The sequence below is a fragment of the Flavobacterium johnsoniae genome (assembly GCF_030388325.1).
In the GTDB taxonomy this organism is placed as follows: domain Bacteria; phylum Bacteroidota; class Bacteroidia; order Flavobacteriales; family Flavobacteriaceae; genus Flavobacterium; species Flavobacterium johnsoniae_C.
In genome coordinates this window covers 3,956,641-3,979,489 of the sequence record NZ_CP103794.1, presented here as the reverse complement: position 1 = coordinate 3,979,489, position 22,849 = coordinate 3,956,641, and the positions used below count along the sequence as shown (strand labels likewise).

Here is a 22,849-nt window from a genome sequence, read left to right as displayed (position 1 = left end):
TGCTATAATTCTTTTTTACTTTGTACCGCTATCATTTATTTGCGCATATTCTGTAGGCGTCATTTTAAATTGTTTCTGAAAATTACGTCCAAATGTTGTTTGCGAATTATAACCTACTATTTCAGCAATTTCATATACTTTGTGCTGACCAATACTAAGCAATTCTGCCGCTTTTTTTAATCGCGCAATATTGATAAGTTCGTTCGGATTCAAATTGGTTATTTCTTTTATTTTTCTATAAAAAGTAGAACGGCTCATAGCCATTTTTTCGGCCAAAATTTCTACGCTTAATTCCGTATTCGATAAATTTTCATTGATAATTTCATCCAATTTTTTAATGAAAGTTTCATCGATCTGACTATGTGCCACACTTTTTAAATGAGAAAGAGGAGAACTCGAGTAAAAGTCCATTAAGTTTCTTCGGTTTTCAATCAAGTTTTCGACCTGCGCTTTTAGATACTCCATAGAAAAAGGTTTACTGATATAAGCATCAGCGCCAACTTCAAGTCCTTCAATTTTAGAATTCAGATTGTCTTTCGCGGTAAGCAAAATTACAGGAATATGACTGGACTGTAAATCAGTTTTAATTTTTCTACAAAGTTCAAAACCACTAATTTCAGGCATCATTACATCGCTCACAATTAACTGTATTGTATTGTTTTCTATAAAATCGTAAGCTTCATGCGCATTTTTTGCTCTTAAAACGTGATAAGTTTCTTCTAAATCATTAGCAATAAATTCAAGTAAATCAACATTATCTTCTACAACCAGAATTGTAGTTTTGGTATTTGCCATTTCATCAATTAATTCTTCTTCTTTGTTTTTGCGTTTTTGTTTTTCATCGTTTTGATAAAAGTCAAAATGTTTTTCTTGATGAATAGGCAAGACCAAAACAAAACTATTGTATTGTTTTTCGGCAGTATCCAACTTTAAAGTTCCCGAGTGAAGTTCTGCAAGCGAATGAGATAATGATAATCCAATTCCGGTTCCAGTAATGTTGATAGTTTCTGGTGCTCTAAAAAAAGGTTCAAAAATCTTATTTTTCAAGTTTTCTGGAATTCGAATTCCATCACTTTTTATGGCAATTTTAAAATAAGCATCGTCTTTTTCTAAATTGACAATTATCGTTTTTCTGCAATATTTTATAGCATTGTTAAGTACATTTCCAGCTATTTTTTTTAGTGCTTCTTCATCAACATAAGCATAGATTGTTTCTGAGCTTAAGTTTAATTCAATATCAATATTTTTCTCTTTAATAACTTGACTAAAACGAACATAAGTATTTTGCATTAACTCGTTAATATTCACTTTTACAAAAGTCAGTTTTACTTCTTCCGTTTCTGTTTTTCTAAAGTCTAAAAGTTGCGAAACCAAATGCAATAAACGAGAAGTATTTTTCTCCATAATACTCAAATCGCCATAAATTTCGGGCATTTGTTTGGCTTTTTTAAGAACTTTATCTAGCGGACTTTTGATCAATGTCAAAGGCGTTCTGATTTCATGCGCAATATTGGTAAAAAACTCAATTTTAGCATTATAGATTTCTTTTTCTTTTTGATTATTCAGGTATTTAATTTTTTGGTCATTTTTCTGTTGAATGTATTGATGATAATATCTCAAAGCATAATAAACCAACGCAAATCCTAAAGCAAAATATAGAATATAAGCCAATGTACTAGCGTAAAATGGCGGTAAAATCCTGATTTCTAAAGTTGCAGTTTCATCATTATAAAGTTTATTGCTATTGTATGATTTTACCTTAAAAGTATATTTTCCCGAAGGAAGTTCCGTAAAAAAGACTTGATGCTTTTTGCCAAGCGGAATCCATTCGTCACTAATTCCTTCCATTTTATACCAATATTGCGTCATATCGGAAGAATTGTAGTTTAAAGAACCAAATTCAATGCTAAAAGAAGATTGATTATTTTTTAATTCTAATTTGTCGGTTAGTGTAATAGATTGCGATAAAGGCGAATCATTTTTATTGACGTCAACTTCTATGTTGTTGATTTTTAGTCCTGTAATTAAAATTGGCGTTTTAGATTTGTCTTTCTGAAAAGTATCCGGATTAAAACTAATCAGTCCGTAAACGCTTCCAAAATACATCGTTCCATTATTGCTTTTAAAACCAGAACTATAATTAAATTGATCGTTTAATAAACCATTTGCTTTGGTGTAAACCGTCATTTTATTGGCTTTTACATTAAATTCAACCAAACCTTTAGAAGTCGAAATCCATAAATTGTTTTTTGAATCTTCGAGAATGGTAAAAATTAAATTGCTTGGCAAAAAGTCTTTTTTGGTAAATCTTTTAAAAGCATTTGTTTTTACATCAAATAAATTCAAACCGTTTTCTGTCGCAATCCAAATGTTGTTTTTACTGTCTTGAAAAATATAGTTTATGGCATTGCTGCTCAAGCTGTTATTGTTTTTTCGATCGTTTTTGTAGAACACTTTTTGTTTCGTTTTCGGATTATAGCAAAAAAGTCCGTCGCGATAAGTTCCAGCCCATAAATTCCCTGATTTATCTTCCAGAAAAGAAGTGAAAAAATAACCTTCAGGATAAGGCGAAAATTCTATAAATTGATCTTTTTGTGCATCAAATTTCTGAATTCCTAAAGCCGATAAAGCCAATAAATCTTTAGATTTTGTTTGATATAATTTATAAATAAAATTACTCTTTAATCCGCCATTTTGACCTGTAGAATAATGTTTTACAACTCTTGAAGTTTTAATATCCATAACATCCAAACCATGTTCGAAAGTGCCAATCCAGAGTTTATCTTTTATAGGAAGAATAGCGTGGATATTATTGTATGAAATACTCTGTGAACTTCCGTCAGATTTGAAGTTTTGAAAATTTTCAGTATTCGGACTTAGTTTATTCAAACCGCCATCTTCTGTTCCGATCCATAAATTATTATAATCGTCTTTGTGAATTTCTCGAATTACATTTCCGCTGATGGAATTTTCTCCCACAACATGAAAATATTTTTTGAATGAAGTGTATTGTTTTGGAAAATAATTAACGCCACCAAAATAAGTTCCAATCCATATTCCGCCTTCATTATCAATGGTTAAAGAATGAACAGCGTTGTCAGAAAGCGAGTAAGGATTATTATAACTTTTGCGAAGAACAGCATACGATTTGTTTTTTAAATTATAAATATGAACGCCATTTTCTGAAGACATCCATAATTCGTCATTTCCATTTTTGATGAAATTTCTAATGTAAAGTGATTTTTCGCTGTAAACAAAAAGACGTTTAATACTGCCATCTTTCAAATTAAAAACAAGCGCGCCATGATTTTGGGTTCCAATTAAAATCTCATTTGAAGTATACGATTTTATAATGTTGATAATAAAAGGCAAACCATTGGTAAAAGGTGCTGTAATTTCAAATTTTACAAACGAATTATTTTTTTTGTCGTATTTAAACAGATTATTATAAGTTGCAAACCAAATAGAACCTTGCGCATCTTTGGTAAGCGTTATAGCGTTGAAATTTTTCTGCGGTTCATAAGTGAAATTCTCTTTGGTTTGAAGCGAATATTTATATAAAATTCCGTTGGCAATGTACCAAAGATTATTTTGTTTATCGTCTTCAATTGCTTGAATTGATTTATTGATAGTTGTTTCAAGAAGCTCAAAACTTTCATCATTTTGATCGTATTTGAAAAGCCCATTATCAGTTCCAACCCAAATCGTATTATTTAATTGATGCAGGCATTGAATAAAATTACTGCCTAATGTTTTAGGGTCGTTTGGATCATTTTGGAACAATTTGAATGCGTATCCGTCAAAACGATTCAAACCATCTTTTGTCCCAAACCACATAAAACCTTTTTTATCCTGAAGAGAAGTTAAAACAGAATTATTAGACAAACCATTTTCGACTTGATAATGCCTGAAATAGTAATTCTGAGCGTTTGTAAGACAACTCACCAATAAAAACAATACGACTGATAATTTATTTTTCACACGATTTAATTTGTTTTAAATATAGTACTTAGAATCGTAAAATGGATTCTCAAATATGTTCAATTCGTCTCATAAAAGTGACTATTTATCCCAATTTACTGGTTTTTGGAGGTTGGAACATCAAATGAATAGTTTTGCTTAAGAATTGAAACAAAAGGTCCAAGACTTTAGTGGTTAATTTAGTCTATTTGGATCATTAATTCACATATCATAATTTATTGTGTTTAAAATTATTATATGATGCAATTTTTACTAACTATTAATTTTTATTATTTAACCAAAATGAAAAATCAATGAAAAACAGTATTAGATTACAGCGCTTGAGCTTTTTTAGGGCTTTATCGCTTTTTATTACCATTTTGTTCTGTGCTGCCAGCGGTTATGCTCAGAATGAAATTTCAATCTCAGGAAAAATCACTGATTCGAACAGTCTCTCATTACCAGGAGCAAATGTTTTAGTAAAAGGAACCAAAACTACAGCGTCTACAGATTTTGATGGAAATTTTTCTATCAAAGCGCCATCAAACGGAATTTTAGTTATCAGTTTTATCGGTTACCAAAGCAAAGAAATTACTATTAACAACCAAAAAAACATAACCGTAAAATTAGTAGAAGAAGCTGCGAAATTGAATGAAATTGTGGTTGTAGGTTACGGAACTCAGAAAAAAGGTGATTTAACCAGCGCCGTTGCTCACGTAACAAGAGAAGATTTTGTGCAAGCTCCAGTAAAAGATGTCGGACAGCTTTTGCAAGGTAAAGTGGCAGGTTTAACAGTAACAAGCAGCAGCGGAAATCCAGATTCTGGAAGTTCCATTTTCTTAAGAGGAACTTCAAGTATTAGTAATCCAACGCCACCGCTTATTTTAATTGACGGAATTCCAGGCGGATTAAAAGATTTTGCTCCAGAAGATATTGAAACTATCGATATTCTAAAAGATGGTTCTGCTGCGGCTATTTACGGTACAAGAGCCAATAATGGTGTATTATTGATTACAACCAAAAAAGGAACTAAAAAAGATATGAAACCTGAAATTAGTTTCCAACAAACTACTTCTACACAGACAATTGTAAAATCTCCAAATTTTTTAACTGCTGATGAATATCGAGATGCTATTAAAAAAGGAATTATTCCAGCAGCTTCAGATAAAGGCGCAAGCACAAACTGGATTGATGAAATTACACAAGGAAACATCAGTACAACTTATGATCTTTCGATAAGAGGAGGAAACAACAAAACCAATTATTACGGTTCTGTAAATTATCGTGCTTTTGAAGGCATTATGATGGGATCTGACAATAATAGTTTGTACACAAACATCAACGTAAATCATAAAATGTTTGATGATAAACTGCAAGTAACTTTAGGAATCAACAATCAGGATAATGTTCTGAATGTAAACAGTGTTGGAAGCAGTTTTAACGGAGTAATTTACAGAAATGCTCTTATTGCAAATCCAACTGCACCAGTTTTAAAACCTGAAGGAGCAAATTATGCAGGAGATTATTATGAGAACTTTGCGATTTTTGTTAATCCAGTTGCTGATTTAAAAAACAGTTTAGGAGAACGTAAAACACACAGAACACGTTCTAACTTAGGTTTAATTTTTAAACCTATTGATGGCTTAACGTTCAATTTAAGTATGGGACGCGTTACAAGTAATACTACTAGAGGTTATTATGAAAATAAATTCCACTCTTCAAATCTTTTAGGAGGTTTAAATGGTTATGCAAATAAAGGTTCTGAAGAATTTATTGACCAAACGTTAGATTTTACAACTCAATACGAAAAAACGTTTGGTTCAGGACATCATATTACCGGTTTAGTTGGTTACAGTTATTTTGATACAGAATATGAAAGCAGTTCGCAATATGCGTACAATTTTGCTACAGATTATTTTACGTACAACAATATGGGTGCGGCGACAAACTTTGGTCCAACAGGAAAATTAACGTATTTAAATGGAGCTCCATTTGCGACAAGCTACAAAAACTCATACAACTTAATCGGTGGTTTTGCTCGTTTAAATTATGATTATGCTGGTAAATATCTTTTAAGCGGAACTGTTCGTCGTGAAGGTTCTTCTAAATTTATTGGTTCAGATAATCCTTGGGGAACTTTCTGGGCTGTATCTGGAGGATGGAGATTAGATAGAGAAGAATTTCTTAAAAATGTTACTTGGGTTAATAACTTGAAAATTAGAGCTGGTTACGGAATCACGGGAGCAGCGCCTGGAGGTTATTATTTGGGACTTTCTCAATTGGGACTTTCTGGTGTAAATAATTCATTTTATTATAATGGAAATTTTGTGCAGACACTTTCTCCTTTCCAAAATCCAAATCCTGGATTGACTTGGGAAGAGAAAAAAGAAACAAATATTGGTCTTGATTTCGGATTATTCAATAGCAGATTTACAGGAACAATCGATGTTTATAAAAGAAGAACAGACGGATTATTATTCAATTTCCCAGTGCCTCAACCGCCAAATTTAGTGGGAACTACTTTTGCAAACGCCGGAGTTATGGATAACAAAGGAATCGAGGTTTCATTAGGTTATAATGTAATTCAAAATGCAAATGTGACTTGGAATGCGCAAATCAACGGATCTTACAACGAAAATAAATTTGTTTCTTTTAGTGATGATCCTCGTTACAAATCAGCAAATGATTATGCAGATTTCGGTTCAACAGGAGAGCCAATTCAGCAAAGTACACACCGTTTACAAGTAGGGCAGCCAGTCGGAAATTTTTACGGATTTAAAGTTATCGATATTACAGACCAAGGAAAATGGGTTTATGATGATTTAAATAAAGACGGAAAAATCACAAATGACGACCGTCAGGTTTTAGGAAACGGTATTCCAAAATACAATGTAGCTTTCAATAATACAGTAAAATATAAAAACCTAGATTTTACAGTTACAATGCGTGGCGCTTTTGATTACGAAATCTTAAACTTTGACCGTATGTTTTATGAACAAAACGGAAACGTTGAACGTAACAGATTAAAAACGGCTTTAGATCCAGTTTTTGGAAAAGCAGTTTTAACAGAATCTGAAAAATACAATTCTTATTACATCGAAAATGGAAATTACTGGAAAATTGACAACATTGTTTTAGGATATACTTTCAAAGGAAATACATTCAAATTCTTTGATTCTTTCAGAATTTACGGATCAACTTTAAACACTTTCTTATTTACAAAATACAAAGGTTTAGATCCAGAATTATCGCCAGAAGGAGTAACTCCAGGAAACGATTATAGAGATAAATATCCAACTACGCGTACGTACACTTTAGGAATTAGCGCTACATTTTAATTAAAAGATCATGAAAAATAAAACAATACTTTCAATACTGGCATGTTCTCTTTTTATGTTTAATTCATGTACAGAATTAGATGATAATGTGTACAGTACAATTGCAAACGATCAGTTTAATCCATCAGAAGGCGATTTGGCTTCTTTGATTGGACCAGCTTATACGCAATGGAGAACTTTATACGCCAACAGACCAGGTTGGTGGGAAATGCAGGAAACAGCTGCAGACGAAATCATTTATCCAGGACGCCCGAACGGTTGGGTAGATGGCGGAATTTACAAACAGGTTCATCAGCATATTTGGACTTCACTTCAGCCTCAGTTGCAAACGGTTTGGAATCAAGCCTACGGCGGAATTGCTCAAGCTAATAAAATTATATACCAAGTAGAAAGCGGACAAATTCCGGTTTCTCAAGGAAAAGAACAATTGATTGCCGAAATCAGAATGGTTCGTGCAAGTTACTATTACGTGCTTTGTGATTTGTTCGGAAATGTTCCTGTTCAAACCAGTTTTATTGTAGAGCCAGGTTTTTTACCTGAACAAAAAACACGTAAGCAGGTTTTTGATTTTATTATTAATGAAGTCAAAGAATCGATGCCGTCTTTAAGTCAGACAGTTGGAGTTTCAACTTACGGACGTTTTACACAATGGGGTGCGCACGCGCTTTTGGCAAAAATGTATCTAAATGCAGAAGTTTATACAGGAACTCCAATGTATAATGAATGTATTCAAGAATCAGATATTATTATTGCTTCTGGAAAATTTGCGCTAGCGGCAACGGTTAGAGATGCTTTTAGTCCGAAAAATGAAAATTCTCCTGAAACTATTTGGGCAATTCCTTACGATGAAGTAAAAGCTGGAGGATTGCAATTTTGGATGTTAGGTTCTTGGGATTCTCAACGTGCTACATATAACTCCAATGTTGGAGGCTGGGGCGGAATGGGCGTTTTACCTCAATTCATCAACTCTTTCGATCCGCAAGATGACCGTTTAATTTACGGTTTTAGATATGGATTGCAATCAGGATATGACGGAAAACCGCTTACAGCTGGTTACGGATCTGATGCAGGAAAACCATTCATCTTAAGAAATACAATGCCAAATATTGATTTATGCCAGCAATTAGACGGATATCAAATCAATAAATATTCTATCGAATTGGGTATTCAGCAAAACATGAATAATGATGTGCCTTTCTTCAGATATACAGATGTTTTAATGATGAAAGCAGAATCGCTGTTACGTACAGGAAATTCTGGAGGTGCGGCAACAATTGTTTCTCAAGTTAGAGCAAGAAGTTTTAGCAGTAATCCATCAAAAGCAAATGTTACTGGAGCACAATTATTATTGGGAAGCGTTTACAATTATGGCGTTACCGATAATAAAATGACAGTAACTGTAGAAGGTGGAGCAGACATTCAATACGGAAGATTTTTAGACGAATTGGCTTGGGAATTCAACCAAGAAGGTCGTCGTCGTCAGGATATGATTCGTTTCGGAGCTTTCTTTACAAAATCTTGGTTTGCGCATCAAAAAACAAATAAAGATTATTTGAAAATCTATCCGATTCCGCAACAGGAATTGCAAAAGAATTCAAAACTGGTACAAAATCCAGGATATTAATGTTTTATGTTAGTTTTAGTTAACTTTTTGGTTGGTTAGCTTAATTAGTGAAGCTTCTGGAATTGTGAGCTAATTCCAGAAGCTATTTTTTTATAATTTTAGAAGAAAAAAAATGAAAAATAAAATTGTTCCTTTTTTGGTATTTGCCTGTTTTTGTGCGATTTCAAATGCGCAGACAAAAACGCCAGCCTATGTAGATCGAGTTTTTGATGAAATTCCGCTTGGACAAATAAAACCTTCCGGTTGGTTAAAAGATCAGCTTTTGGTAATGTCTCATAATTCGACTGGACATATTGATGAAACTTATAAAAAAATCCAAGATGATAACGGTTGGCTTGGCGGAAAAGGAGATGGCTGGGAAGAAACGCCATATTGGTTAGATGGCGCTGTTCCGTTGGCGTATCAAATTGATGATAAAGCTTTGAAGGAAAAAGTTTTAAAATATATCAACTGGACAATTGACAATCAGCGTCCTTCTGGATATTTTGGACCAATTACAAAATGGGAACGTGAAACGGGAAATAAAGTCGATGTTCAAAATAGTGATAAAGGAGAAGATTGGTGGCCAAAAATGGTCATGCTAAAAGTGATTCAGCAATATTATACCGCAACAAATGATAAGAGAGTTTTGCCTTTTATGACAAAATTTTTCGATTATCAGATGAAAACTTTAGATAAATCTCCAATTGGAAAATGGACGGACTGGTCGGCTTCACGCGGAAGCGAAAATATTCAGATTGTACAATGGCTTTATACGATTAACAAAGACAAAAATCTTTTGGCTTTGGCCGAAAAAATAAAACAGCAATCTTTTGAATGGAGTAAATGGCTGGGAAATAGAGATTGGGTAATTGCCGCAGCGGTAAATCCAAATGGAGAACATTGGATGCGAAGACACGGCGTAAACGTTGCAATGGCATTAAAAGAACCAGCAGAAAACTATTTAAGAACCGGAGATTCAACTTATTTGAAAAATCTAAAAACAGGTTTTAATGATTTAATGACACTTCACGGACTTCCAAACGGAATTTTTTCTGCCGATGAAGATCTACACGGAAATGCGCCAACACAAGGAACAGAACTTTGCGCCATTGTAGAAGCCATGTATTCGCTAGAAGATATTATCGGAATTACGGGAGAAACTTCGTATATGGATGCTTTAGAAAGAGCTACTTTCAATGCAATGCCTTCGCAAACTACTGATTCTTATAATGAAAAACAATATTTTCAGATGGCAAATCAGATTGAAATTCAGCGTGGTGTTTACGCTTTTTCACTTCCTTTTGACCGTCAAATGAATAATGTTTTAGGAGCTCGAAGCGGTTATACTTGCTGTTACGCCAACATGCATCAAGGCTGGACAAAATTTACACAGCATTTATGGTATCGAAATAAAAACAACGGAATTGCAGCTTTAATCTACAGTCCGAATGTTCTTTCCACGACTGTTGGAACTCAAAATGAAAAAATTACAATTACAGAAAATACACAATATCCTTTCAATGAAAACATTGATTTTCAAATGGAAATGAAAAAAGCAGTTCAGTTTCCTTTTCAATTGAGAATTCCAAGTTGGTGTACAAACGCTGAGATTTTCATCAATAATCAAAAAGTTGATTTTACAGCAAAAGACGGAATTGTAACTTTAGATAGAAAATGGAACAATAAAGACAAATTAACTTTAAAACTTCCAATGAAAGTAAATGCTTCTTCTTGGGCAGATAATTCGAAGGTAATCGAAAGAGGACCATTGGTTTATGCTTTAAAAATGAATGAAAATTGGTCAAAAGATACTCAAAAAGAAGAAGGAGAATATTTTACATTAAGCTCAACTTCAAATTGGAATTACGGTTTATTGGAAGAATCAGTTAAAAACCTAGATAAAGATGTCGAAGTTAAACAATTGGGTTTGAAAGAAAATTTTAAATGGAATTTAGCAAACGCACCAATTGAACTTTCGATAAAATCAAAACAAATTCCAGATTGGAAAGCAGTTAATGGCTTGGCTTATCTTCCCGTTTCAGGAAGAGACGGCGTTTACAAAGGAAATGTAAATAACGTTCAGGAAACGATTACTTTAGTTCCAATTGGTTTTACAAAATTGAGAATTGTAGCTTTTCCGTTGGTGAAATAATCTCAATTTGAATTTTAACTATTAAAGGAAATCAGAAGATTTTAATTTTTTTATTATTTTATTTTTTGGAGTGCCTCGTAAATTATTTTGCGAGGTTTTTTTATTGTGTTTAAAATTATTCCAAAGACCCCAGCGGGGTAAAATATTTATAGAATTTAAATAACACGAACGGAATAAATCTCCGGAGGAGCGGCATATTTTTTATAATTTAAATTCGTGTCGCTCCTCCGGAGCTTTATATTTTTGTTGTATATGTTTTGCTATAAATATTTCGCTTCTCTGAAGCTTTCCCAATAATGAAATTGCCTTTCATTTTATCTTGAAAAAGCAAATAGTTAGGTTATCGTTTGCGATTTTTTTAGTTGATTCAGGAAATCATTAAAGAAATAAGAATTTATTGTTTTTGGTACGAAAAGTCGTCATTGTGAGACAATTCGAATACTTGTTTTTTGGGTTAAAAATTACCTTAGAAGTCTATTTACTAATCTATTAACCCAAATAAAAACCATTATGAAAAGAAGATTACTTTTTAATCTGTCTTTTCTTTTTCGTGAAAAGAACCACCTTTCCCGAAAAGAAAACAGACAATCAAATTTTAGAATTTTCACATTTGTATTTGTTTTTTTACTGACAATCAATTTGATTTCAGCGCAAACAAAAACAATCACAAAAGCACAGTATTACGACAAAACATTAGCTATGTTAATTGGAAGCTGCGGCGGAGTTGTAACAGGTTATGAATACTTAAAAGTTTACAATACTCCCGACGGATTTTATCAGGCAGGCGCAACGGTAAAACAGCCAGTTGAACCACTTTTAGGACTTCCAGACAGTTGGTTTATTTTATTGAATGGAACTTTAGGAGGAACTACAAAAGACGAATTCAATTATTTTTCTAATTATGAAGACGGTAAAATTTATTCTGATGACGATCAGCATGTTGAAGTTTTTAATCAACATATTTTAGAAAAATTTGGTCCTTCTGTAACGTATCAAGATATTAGAAAAGAATGGATTGATCATGATTTGAGAGATTTTGGAGGAACCGCAGATGCGCTTGGTTTATTGTCAAGCAAAAATCTAATCGCGCCTTTATTCGGAAAAAGAGAAAATGGCAACAACGGTCATTGGCTTCCAGAATGTTATATCGAACACGAAATGATGGGCGCAAATTTTCCCGGATTGCCTTACAAAGCGGCTGAATATGTAGAGAAATTTTCAAGTATGTCAGGACAAGGAGAAGCATTGACTTGGGGACAATATTGGGCAGCTGCACACGCAATTGCTTATTTTGAAACCGATGCGAGAGTGGTGCTTCAAAAATCGATGGAAGTTGTTCCAGGAAATAGCTGGATTCGAGGTATGTATGATGTTGCCGTAGCTTTGCATCAAAAATACCCTAACGATTGGCGTGCTGCAGTTCGTGAATTATGGACAGAAAAATACCGTAATTTTTACGCTGTTGGTTATGATAAAATCATGCTTTTAAGCGATCCAAACCACGGAACGGGATTTTTAGCCATTTTATATGGACAAAATGATTATATGGAAACTTTGAAAATCTGCTCATTAGCTGGTGGTGACGGTGATTGTACCGCTGCAAATGTCTGCGGAATGATGGGAATCATTAAAGGAATGGCAGGAACTCCACAGGAATTTATAGATCATATTTACAAAAACGGAACAGGAGTTTGGATCAACGATACAGCTCACGGATTGCACATGCACAAAGACTTTCCGAGAGATAGTAAATTCACAGATTTGGCTGCACAATTTCAAAGAAATGCAGAACGAATTTTACGCGCAAATGACGGAATTGTAACGGGAAGTTCATACATTATTAAAAATGAAACGAGTATTGCTAAAATTTCTTCTGCAAATTATGACTTCGAAAAAGGCGATTTAACCAACTGGAATACTTGGAATTCGGCTGGAAGTAGCAATACCATTTGGGCTGAAAAACAATATAATGCAACAACAAAAGCTAGTTTAGCAGCAACAGGGTTATTTAAAGGAACTGTAATTACAGATTCAAATACGGCTGAAGCAAAATTGTATCAGACAATTACAGGTTTAAAACCCAATACAACTTATAAAATAGAAGGCAGAATCAATAGTGCGGCAGGAAGAGAAGCGCGTCTGTTTGCCGAAAATTATGGAGGTACTTATGTTTATGCTTCGGTTTTAAATGGTTTAACAGCTTTTCCATACAAATATCTTTATATAAAAACAGGGGCTACAAATACTTCTTTAAATGTTGGACTTCATGCGGTTCCAACCACAAATGCAAGCAAATGGTGTAATATCGATGATATTGTAATTACAGAAGTTCCGACAATTCCGATAACAACTTATGAAGCAGAAAGTGCGGTTTTAGCGGGCGGAGTTACTTCGGCAACATCAGCAACCGCGAGCGGTACAAATTATATTACAGGGTTAACATCTTCTAGTGCTTCAGTTACTTTTAATGTCAATTCTGATTATAAAGGAGAAAAAGTAATTCGTATTTATTATGCAAATTCAGGCGCTAAAATATTACAGGTTTTAGAGTTGAATGGAGTAAATATTGGAAATGTTGAATTCATGGATACAGGTTTAGCAACGGCATTTTCTCAAAATTATATTGAAGCACCTTTAGATTTAAACAAGGGAGCGAATACAATCAAAATTTTAGGAGCAACAAACGGTGTCAATATTGATAAAATTGATGTTCTGAATTCTTATAATGGCGCAAGACCTGGAGACGATTCTGATATTATTTCAGGAGGAATTTATAAAATCACCGCTCGTCATTCTGGTAAAAGTTTGAATGTGAATGGAGTATCAAATGATAATGGTGCTTTATTCAGTCAATGGGATTATGTTGGCGGAGCAAATCAAAAATTTAGAGTTGAGGCGATTGGAAACGGAACTTACGCAATTTACGCCGTTCACAGCAATAAAGCGGTTGATGTTTTAGGTTCGTCTACCGCGAATGATGCATCGGTTGGACAATGGGATTATGTACACGGCGGAAATCAGCAATGGGGAATTGTGAGTTTAAGCAATGGTTCTTTCAAATTGGTTAACAATCACAGCGGTAAATGTTTGGAAGTTACGGGAGCTGGAACGATAAACGGAAGTTTGGTTACCCAAAATGATTATGCCGATTTAAGTAATCAGCAATGGAATTTTGAGAAAATTGGCGATGCCACAACTCCAGTTTCTAAAGGAATTTACAAAATCGTAAACCGTAATAGCGGAAAAGTAATTGATATTGCTGGAGTTTCGCAAAATAACGATGCAGCCGTTTCACAATGGGATGATTTGGGCGGAACGAATCAGAAGTTTCAGTTGGAGTTGACTTCTGGCGGTTACTACAAAATCACCGCTTTACATTCTAATAAAACTATTGGAATCGCTGGTTCATCTACAGCAAATGGCGCTTTGGCAACTCAAAGAGATTATGCCAATACGAGTAATCAGCAATGGAGTATTGTTCCCGTTTCTGGAAATTATTTTAAAATGATAAACCGTCTAAGCGGAAAAGCGTTAGAAATTCCAGGTTCTAGCACAACAAATGGTGCACAATTAGGACAATTAGATTCTAATGAACAAACGACACAACAATGGACTTTTGTAAAATTAGACAATGGACAAGGCGTTTTAGGAAAACCAGGAAAAGCAGAAGAAGTTTTGGCTGTTGATGAAGTTGAGATTCAAAACAATGAAATTAAAATAACGGTGTATCCAAATCCGACAAAAGGACTTGTGAATGTTTTGGTTTCAAATCCGCAAGAAGAAATACAGATTCAAGTTTACGGTATGAACGGAAAACAGATTTATGACAAATCTTATGGAATTGATAATTCGATCAATTTAGATTTAAATGATCTTCCAAAAGGGATTTACATCATGAAAGTTAAAACGGGAAGTAAAATTTCGACCCAAAAAATCATTCTGAATTAAAAATAAAACCACTTTTTTTAAACTGAATCCGTGAGTTTCGACTTGCGGATTTTGTTTTTTAATCGATTTTAATTCCAATTTGATAAAAAGAAGCGACTGAAACTTTTTGATTGAATTTTTACAGTATAAAATCTATAATTTTTTTATTGAAAAAACCTTCTACAATGCGGTTTTCGGAAAGAATAAAGCAGTAAGAAATATAAATGATGAAATACTTTAAAAAATGTCTTTTTTGGTACAAAAGGACTAAAAAATGGGAAAATAAGACGGATAAATTGGAGCTAATTTTAATTTATTTGAAGTTTTGAGAGCTCTAAAAACGAGCGTTTTCAATTTCATAAAGAACCCCAATCTCACAAAACTGTTAAATATAAATTTTGATGAAAAAGAATCTTATTACGGCACTTTTGCTTTCGAGTGCTTTTAGCATTTCGGCACAAGAAAAAAACAAATATATTGTCAAAGAAACAGGTCCGATTGTTTGGAAAGATTTTCCATTAAATGATACCAGATTATTAGAAAATAGTCCGTTTTATCATGCAATGAAAGTTGACCAAAAATACCTTTTAGGAATGGATGTAAATCGAATGCTAAACGGATATCGAAAAAGAGCCAATCTTCCTTTACTTGAAGATTATCAAGGCTCAAATCAGCCAAAAAACACCAGACCGGGCGAAATGCCGCACTATATTTCAGGAATCGCTTTAATGTATGCACAAACGGGTGATTTAGAATACAAGAAAAGAGTCGATTATATGATGGCTTCTTTAAAAGAATCAATTGAAATTATCAATAAAAATAATCCCGATCAGAATTATATTCTAGGAAGAAAAAATTGGGATAATCCATTGCACGATCTGTCAAACGGAAAAATTACGTTAGACGGAGGAGATGAAACCAATTATCCTTGGGGCGGAATGGGGAATTTTTGGTACGTCGTTCACAAAGATTTGGCAGCTTACAGAGATTGCTATATTTATTGCAATAGCGAAATTGCTTTCGAATTATTTAAAAATGAAGGTTCTAGAATTGCTGATTTTGCATTAAAAGCCAATCCAGACTTATTTGATGATATGCTCGATATTGAACACGGCGGTATGAATGAAGTTTTAGCCGATTTGTATGCATTTACGGGCGATAAAAGATACATGCAAGCTTCGATGAAATTCAACCATCAAAAAGTGATTTTAAATACCGCTTTAGGAAATGATGTTTTGTACGGAAGACACGTTAATATGCAAGTTCCGACTTTTGCAGGAACGGCAAGACAATATCAATTGGACGGAAATAAAGTCAGCAAAGACGCGACTTTTAATTTCTTGGATCAAATGTATACAAGCCACAATCACGTTATTGGCGGAAGCGGACGTTACGAGCGTTACGTTCAGCCCGGCGACGAAACAAAAGGTTTAGGTTTTACATCTGATGAAACTTGTGCGACTTACAATATGCTGAAAACAGCCAGAACAGCTTTTGAAGTTTCGGGAGATTTGAAACATTTAGATTATTTTGAAAGAGCACTCTACAATCACATTTTGGCTTCGCAAGATCCTGATTCTGGCGGCGTGACATATTATACTTCTCTAATGCCGGGCGGATTTAAATCGTACAGCGATGGTTATAATTTGGAGAAAGTTTGGTGTTGTGTGGGAACCGGAATGGAAAATCATGCGAAATATGGTGAATCGGTTTTCTTTCATAACAACAATGATTTATTTGTAAATTTATTTATTCCGACGACTTTAAAATGGGAAGAAAAAGGATTGGAAATCAACTTGAAAACAAATTTTCCAGAAGAAGATATTATCCATTTAGAAATCAATGAGAATAAATCTTTTAGCAATAAATTGATTGTTCGTTATCCTTCTTGGGCAGGAAAAGCAAAGGTTTGGATTAATGATAAAGAAGTTTCTTTTAAAGGAAAACCAGGCGAAACCATTGAACTTTCAAACAATTGGAAAAAAGGAGACAAAATTAAAATTGAAATGCCTCAAAATTTCTGGATCGAAAGATCTAAAGACGAACCTAATTTAGTTACTATTATGAGAGGCCCGCTAGTAATGGCGGCAGCTTTAGGAAAAGATAAAATGCCAGGAAGTGATTTGGTAAGTTATGCTATGCAGTATAATTCTTGGGTTACGCCTCAAAATGATATTCCGTCTTTATTATCTTCAGAAACAGATATTAATAAATGGATTGTTCCTGTTGAAGGAAAAAAACTAGAGTTTAAAACAAAAGGCGCAGGGATTTTGAATGGTAAATCTAACGAGATCACTTTAATTCCGTTTTATAAAATACATCATCAGCGTTATTCGGTTTATTTAAAAATGTTTTCGAAAGAAGAAATTACTGAACGTCAGAAAGTTGTAAGCGATGAAATTGATGTTTCTTCAGAATCAGACGAAAAAAATCATAAATTAATAGCTGGTAATTCGACCCGAATTTTAGAAAAAGATAGCAGGCATTTTTGGGAAAACAATCGTTACGGAAGAAGTATTTCAAAAAATGAAAGTTTCTCGTATGAAATAAAATCAAATGAAAAAGCTTCAAAGCAATTTCTGACTGTAACATTCTGGGGAAGCGCTTCAAACGGAAACGGAATTTCGATTTATGCCGATGATCAGCTTTTAAGCACAGAAGATTTAGGCGAAAAACTGCCTTTGCAATATTATGAGAAAAGCTTTGAATTGCCAGAGAATTTGAAAGGAAAAAAGAAGCTTAAAATTACTTTCAAAGTTCCAGAAAATCACACCGCTGGAGCAATATATGGATTAAAATTGTCTTCAGATATTTCGAAGTTTAAAGGATATTTATTTTATTAAAACATGAAAAAAAGCTTATTTAAAACCTTAGCAATCATTCTCGCATGTAACGGAATTCAAGCACAGCAAGGTTTTGCCGTAAAAGATAAAGCAAAATACAAGGCCGATTTATTTCAGTTAAACGAAGTACGTCTTTTAGACAGCAAATTCAAAAATGCAATGGATAAAGATGGCGCTTATCTTTTGGCACTAGAACCAGATCGTCTGCTTTCGAGATTTAGGGAATTTTCGGGGCTTTCACCGAAAGGCAAAATTTACGGAGGCTGGGAGGCAAGAGGAATTTCGGGACATTCTTTAGGACATTACCTTACAGCAGTTTCGTTGATGTACGCAGCAACTGGAGATAATAGATTTAAGGATCGTGCAGATTATATTGTAAGTGAATTGTCTGAATGCCAGAAAAAGAAAGGAACGGGATATATCGGCGCAATTCCAGACGGAGATAAAATTTTTGATGAAGTTGCCGCTGGAAATATTCGCTCGCAAGGATTTGATTTAAACGGAGGTTGGGTGCCTTGGTATACGCAGCATAAGGTTTTGGCAGGTTTGGTTGATGCTTATACGTATACAGGAAATAATAAAGCCAAAGAAATTGCCGTTGCTTTTTCAGATTGGATTGACGTGAAATTTAAAAATCTAACGAAAGAACAATTTCAGAAAATGCTGGATTGTGAACATGGCGGAATGAACGAAGCTTTGGCAAATGTGTATGCAATTACTGGAAACAAAAAATATTTGGATTTATCTCAACGATTTTATCATGAAAAAGTTTTAATTCCGCTAGAAAACCAAAAAGATCAATTGGCTGGATTGCATGCTAATACACAAATCCCGAAAGTGATTGGAACGGCAAGAGATTACGAATTAACAGGAAATCCAAAAATGCATACCGTTTCAGATTTTTTCTGGAAAGAAGTGGTAAATCACCATTCGTATGTAATTGGTGGAAACAGTAATTATGAGCATTTTGGTGAACGTGATAAATTGGCTAATCAGTTAAGTACAAATACTACAGAAACTTGCAATTCGTATAATATGCTTAAATTGACTGAGCATTTATATAAATTAAATCCATCATCTTCATTTATGGATTATTACGAACGTGTGATTTACAATCATATTTTGCCGTCATTAAATCCAGAAAACGGGATGGTTTTATATTACTTTCCGCTAAAATCTGGAGAAAAAAAGATTTTTGGAACTCCAGACGATTCTTTTTGGTGCTGCACTGGAACGGGAATGGAAAATCACGCTAAATACGGCGAAGCCATTTATGCAAAAGGAAGCGAGGGCGATTTGTACATTAATTTATTTATTCCATCAGTTTTAAATTGGAAAGAAAAAGGATTGAAAATCAAACAAACTGGAAATTTTCCTGAAAATGATAAAGTGACTTTTACTATTGAAGAAGGAAATTTCAAAAATAAAATCTATTTGCGTGTTCCTGAATGGACTTCTAATGCTTCAGTAAAAATTAACGGGAAAAAAATTGAAGGAACTCTAAATGCGGGAAGTTATTTTGTGATTTCGAATACACTCAAAAAAGGCGATATAATTGAATATACAATGCCAATGCATCTTCATAAGCAAGAAATGCCAGACAATCAAAATAAAGTAGCAATGCTTTATGGTCCAGTAGTTTTGGCTGGAGAATTAGGAACGAATACGATAAAGGCAAGAGAAATTCCAGTTTTGGTTTCGAATGAAAATGATATCAATAATTGGATTAATATAAGTGATCAAAATAAGCTTAGATTTTCTTTAGATAATACACAAAAAACACCTTTAATGCCTTTGTATTCTATAACTAACAATAGGTATATGGTATATTGGGATAAGTTTTCGACAGACGAATGGAAAATCCAAAAAGAAGTTTTTGAGAAACAGCGATTGGAAGAAGAAGCGCTAGAAGCCAGAACTTTAGATCATCTTAGAATTGGCGAAATGCAACCAGAACGTGATCATCAGTTTGAAGGTAAAAATACTTTTACAGGAGAATTTCAAAATATGCGCTGGAGAGACGCGCGCGATGGCGGTTATTTTAGTTTTATAATGAATACCAAAAATAGCGCAGAAGCGAATCTTATTTGCACTTATTTTGGAAGTGATGGCGGAAAAAGATCCTTTAGAATTTTAGTTGATAATGTAGAAATTGCAAAAGAGGTTTTAAAGGCTAAAAAGCCAAATTCGTTTTATGATGAAACGTACAAAATACCTTCTAACTTATTAAAAAACAAAAGCCAGATTACAATTCAATTTGCTGCCGATCCGGAAAATACAGCGGGCGGATTATTTGATTGCAGATTGGTAAAACCAGAAAATTAAATGTAAATGATTAAAAGAAAGATTTTACTGTTTTTAAGTCTATTTTGTTTCGTGGCTGGATTTGGTCAGGAAAAAATAAAGCAATCCATTAATTCGAATTGGCAATTTTACAAAGGGAAATTAAGTTTGGCTGATTTAGAAAATTCCAAAACTGTGATTTGGGAAGATGTCAATTTACCGCATAGCTGGAATAAATTGGATGTCATGGACGACCAATGGGGATATTATCGTGGCGAAGGCTGGTATAAGAAAACTCTTTTTGTAAATCCAGATTGGAAAAACAAATCGGTTTATCTGTATTTTGAAGGTTCAAGTCAGACTACTGAGGTATTTATTAACGGAAAAAAAGTAGGTTCGCATATTGGCGGATACACCGCTTTTAGTTTTCCTATAAATGAATTTCTTCAATTCGAAAATCCTGAAAAAGGAAACCAAATTGTAGTAAAAGTAGATAACAGTTATAACGAAAATATTCCGCCTTTGGATGCTGATTTTACATTCTACGGAGGAATTTATCGCGATGTTTATTTAATTGCAACAAACGACGTTCATTTTGATATGACAAACTATGCTTCTGAAGGGATATTTATTACAACTCCAGAAGTTTCAAGTACTTTATCTAAATTTAAACTTGAAGGAAATATTGAAAATAACTCCAAACTTTCAAAAGAAATAATTATTACAACTAAATTATTGGATAAAAATAATATAGAAGTTTCTACTTTAAGTTTTAGTTTAAATTTGAACCCAAACTCTAAAACAGCGTTTTCACAGCTTTCAAAGCCAATTCAAAACCCAAAATTATGGTCACCAGATGAACCTTATTTGTATAAATTGGTTGCTGTTATTTCGGATAAAAAAACTAAAGAGCAATTAGATTTATTTTCTGCACCAATTGGTTTTAGATGGTTTTCTTTTAGCGGAGATAAAGGCTTTTTCTTAAACGGAAAACCAACAAAATTAATTGGAGCAAATCGACATCAAGATTATAAAGATTTGGCTAATGCGTTGCCAGATGCTTTGGCAGAAAAAGATATGCAACTCATTAAAGATATGGGAGGCAATTTTGTTCGCATCGCGCATTATCCACAAGATCCTTCGGTTCTAGAAGCTTGTGATAGAATCGGACTTTTGGCAATGGTAGAAACTCCAGAAGTAAACCGAATTACAGAAACGAAAGCTTTTGAAGATAATAGTATTGAAATGCAGCGCGAAATGATTCGCCAGAATTTTAATCATCCGAGTGTGATTGTTTGGGCAAATATGAACGAAGTTTTGCTACGTCCGAGATACGATGAAAAATCGGCTGAAAGACAAACGTATTATAAAAATGTCGCTGCTTTGGCACAAAAACTGGAAAATGCAACCAGAGAGGAAGATCCAACTCGTTATACAATGCTTCCCAATCATGGAAATTTTGACTTGTACAATTCGGTCGGGTTAACAAAAATTCCAATGATTGTGGGATGGAATTTATATTACGGTTGGTACGATGGCGTTTTTAGCGGTTTAGAAACTTTTCTTGAAAAACATCATAAATTATTGCCAGACAAACCTTTGGTAATTACAGAATTTGGTGCCGATGCCGATAGAAGAATGCGTGCTGATAATCCGCAGAAGTTTGATAAAACAATGGATTATGCGATGCTTTATCATAAACATTATTTAAATGCTATTGAAAATATCGATTACGTTGCGGGAGGTACAATTTGGAATTTAGTTGAATTTAATTCGGAAGGAAGAGCCGAAAGTTGGCCGCATATGAATAATAAAGGAATTATTTCTTGGGACAGAATTCCGAAAGATGCGTATTATTTTTATCAGGCTAGATTGCTGAAAAAGCCAGTTGTAAGCATTGGTTCGAAAAACTGGACAAATCGTTCTGGAGTTTTGAGTTTAGAAAATGAATCTGTTTTTTATCAAGATTTAGAAGTTTTTTCGAATGAAAAAGAAGTTACTTTAAAAATTAATGGGCAAAGTTTAGGAAGTCAAAAGATAAAAGAAGGTTCAACGATTTTTAAAGTTCCGTTCAAAAATGGAAATAATTTTGTAGAAGCGTTTTCGACTTCAAACGAAAGTGTAAAAGATTTTGCGTCAATTCATTTCACCATTTATGCACCGAATTTAAACAGCACAAAATATCCTTTCGAAAATATTAGAGTTAATTTAGGAGATCAAAGACAATATACAGATGAACTGACACAGCAAAATTGGCTTCCAGAAAAAGCATATACAAAAGGGAGTTGGGGTTATGTTGGCGGTGAAATTTATAAAATGTCTGGAAATCCGCTAATTCCATACGGAACAAATAAATTGATAAAAGGAACTGAAAATGATCCAATTTATCAAACACAAAGAGAAGGAATTGAAGCTTTTAAATTTGATGTTCCAGACGGAAAATACGAATTGACTTTATATTTTGCCGAACTTATTTCAGGAAATACCAGAGAAGCTCTGGCTTATAATTTAACAGAGAAAAATCAGAAAGAAGAAAAAGCATTCAGAGTTTTTGATGTTTTGGTTAATGAACAGCTTTTTCTAGAAAATTTTGGAAATAATAATTATCTCGAACCAGAAAAAGCAGTTGATATAAAAACTACAATTTTCGTAAAAGACGGTAAAGGAATTCAAGTAGATTTTAAACAAAAAACTGGAAAAACTATTTTGAACGGAATTGAACTAAAAAGAATTTTTTAAA

Annotated in this window: 8 protein-coding genes; 7 read left to right on the top strand and 1 reads right to left on the bottom strand. The window is 33.6% G+C overall.

The genetic code is table 11. The features are described from left to right. Window positions 1–15: 15 nt before the first annotated feature. Window positions 16–3,981 carry a hybrid sensor histidine kinase/response regulator gene (locus tag NYQ10_RS17260; RefSeq protein WP_289877462.1) on the bottom strand — a complete coding sequence of 1,322 codons (3,966 nt, stop codon included), beginning with the start codon at window positions 3,979–3,981 and terminating at the stop codon, window positions 16–18. Between the two features lie 293 nt (window positions 3,982–4,274). On the opposite strand from NYQ10_RS17260, the gene NYQ10_RS17255 reads away from it, so the two are divergent. The 7 genes from NYQ10_RS17255 to NYQ10_RS17225 all read left to right on the top strand — a co-directional run bounded on the left by NYQ10_RS17255 (window position 4,275) and on the right by NYQ10_RS17225 (window position 22,848). Beyond that, window positions 4,275–7,298, top strand: a complete 3,024-nt coding sequence (locus NYQ10_RS17255) for a SusC/RagA family TonB-linked outer membrane protein (protein WP_289877461.1) — start codon at window positions 4,275–4,277, stop codon at window positions 7,296–7,298. 10 nt (window positions 7,299–7,308) lie between these two features. Then, the gene (locus tag NYQ10_RS17250; protein ID WP_289877460.1) at window positions 7,309–8,922 is read left to right on the top strand and encodes a RagB/SusD family nutrient uptake outer membrane protein; all 1,614 of its coding nucleotides are present in this window, start codon (window positions 7,309–7,311) and stop codon (window positions 8,920–8,922) included. Window positions 8,923–9,034: 112 nt separating this feature from the next. Then, window positions 9,035–11,056 carry a beta-L-arabinofuranosidase domain-containing protein gene (locus tag NYQ10_RS17245; protein WP_289877459.1) on the top strand — a complete coding sequence of 674 codons (2,022 nt, stop codon included), beginning with the start codon at window positions 9,035–9,037 and terminating at the stop codon, window positions 11,054–11,056. Window positions 11,057–11,566: 510 nt separating this feature from the next. Then, window positions 11,567–15,004: an RICIN domain-containing protein gene (locus tag NYQ10_RS17240; protein WP_289877458.1), complete on the top strand. Its 3,438-nt coding sequence runs from the start codon at window positions 11,567–11,569 to the stop codon at window positions 15,002–15,004. 380 nt (window positions 15,005–15,384) lie between these two features. Then, a complete protein-coding gene (locus NYQ10_RS17235) occupies window positions 15,385–17,826 on the top strand; it encodes a beta-L-arabinofuranosidase domain-containing protein (protein WP_289877457.1) in 2,442 nt (813 codons plus the stop codon). Window positions 17,827–17,829: 3 nt separating this feature from the next. Continuing rightward, window positions 17,830–20,151: a glycoside hydrolase family 127 protein gene (locus NYQ10_RS17230; RefSeq protein ID WP_289877456.1), complete on the top strand. Its 2,322-nt coding sequence runs from the start codon at window positions 17,830–17,832 to the stop codon at window positions 20,149–20,151. 6 nt (window positions 20,152–20,157) lie between these two features. Further along, window positions 20,158–22,848 (top strand): glycoside hydrolase family 2 TIM barrel-domain containing protein, encoded by a 2,691-nt coding sequence (locus NYQ10_RS17225; protein ID WP_289877455.1) that lies wholly within the window; start codon window positions 20,158–20,160, stop codon window positions 22,846–22,848. Window position 22,849: the final 1 nt, after the last annotated feature.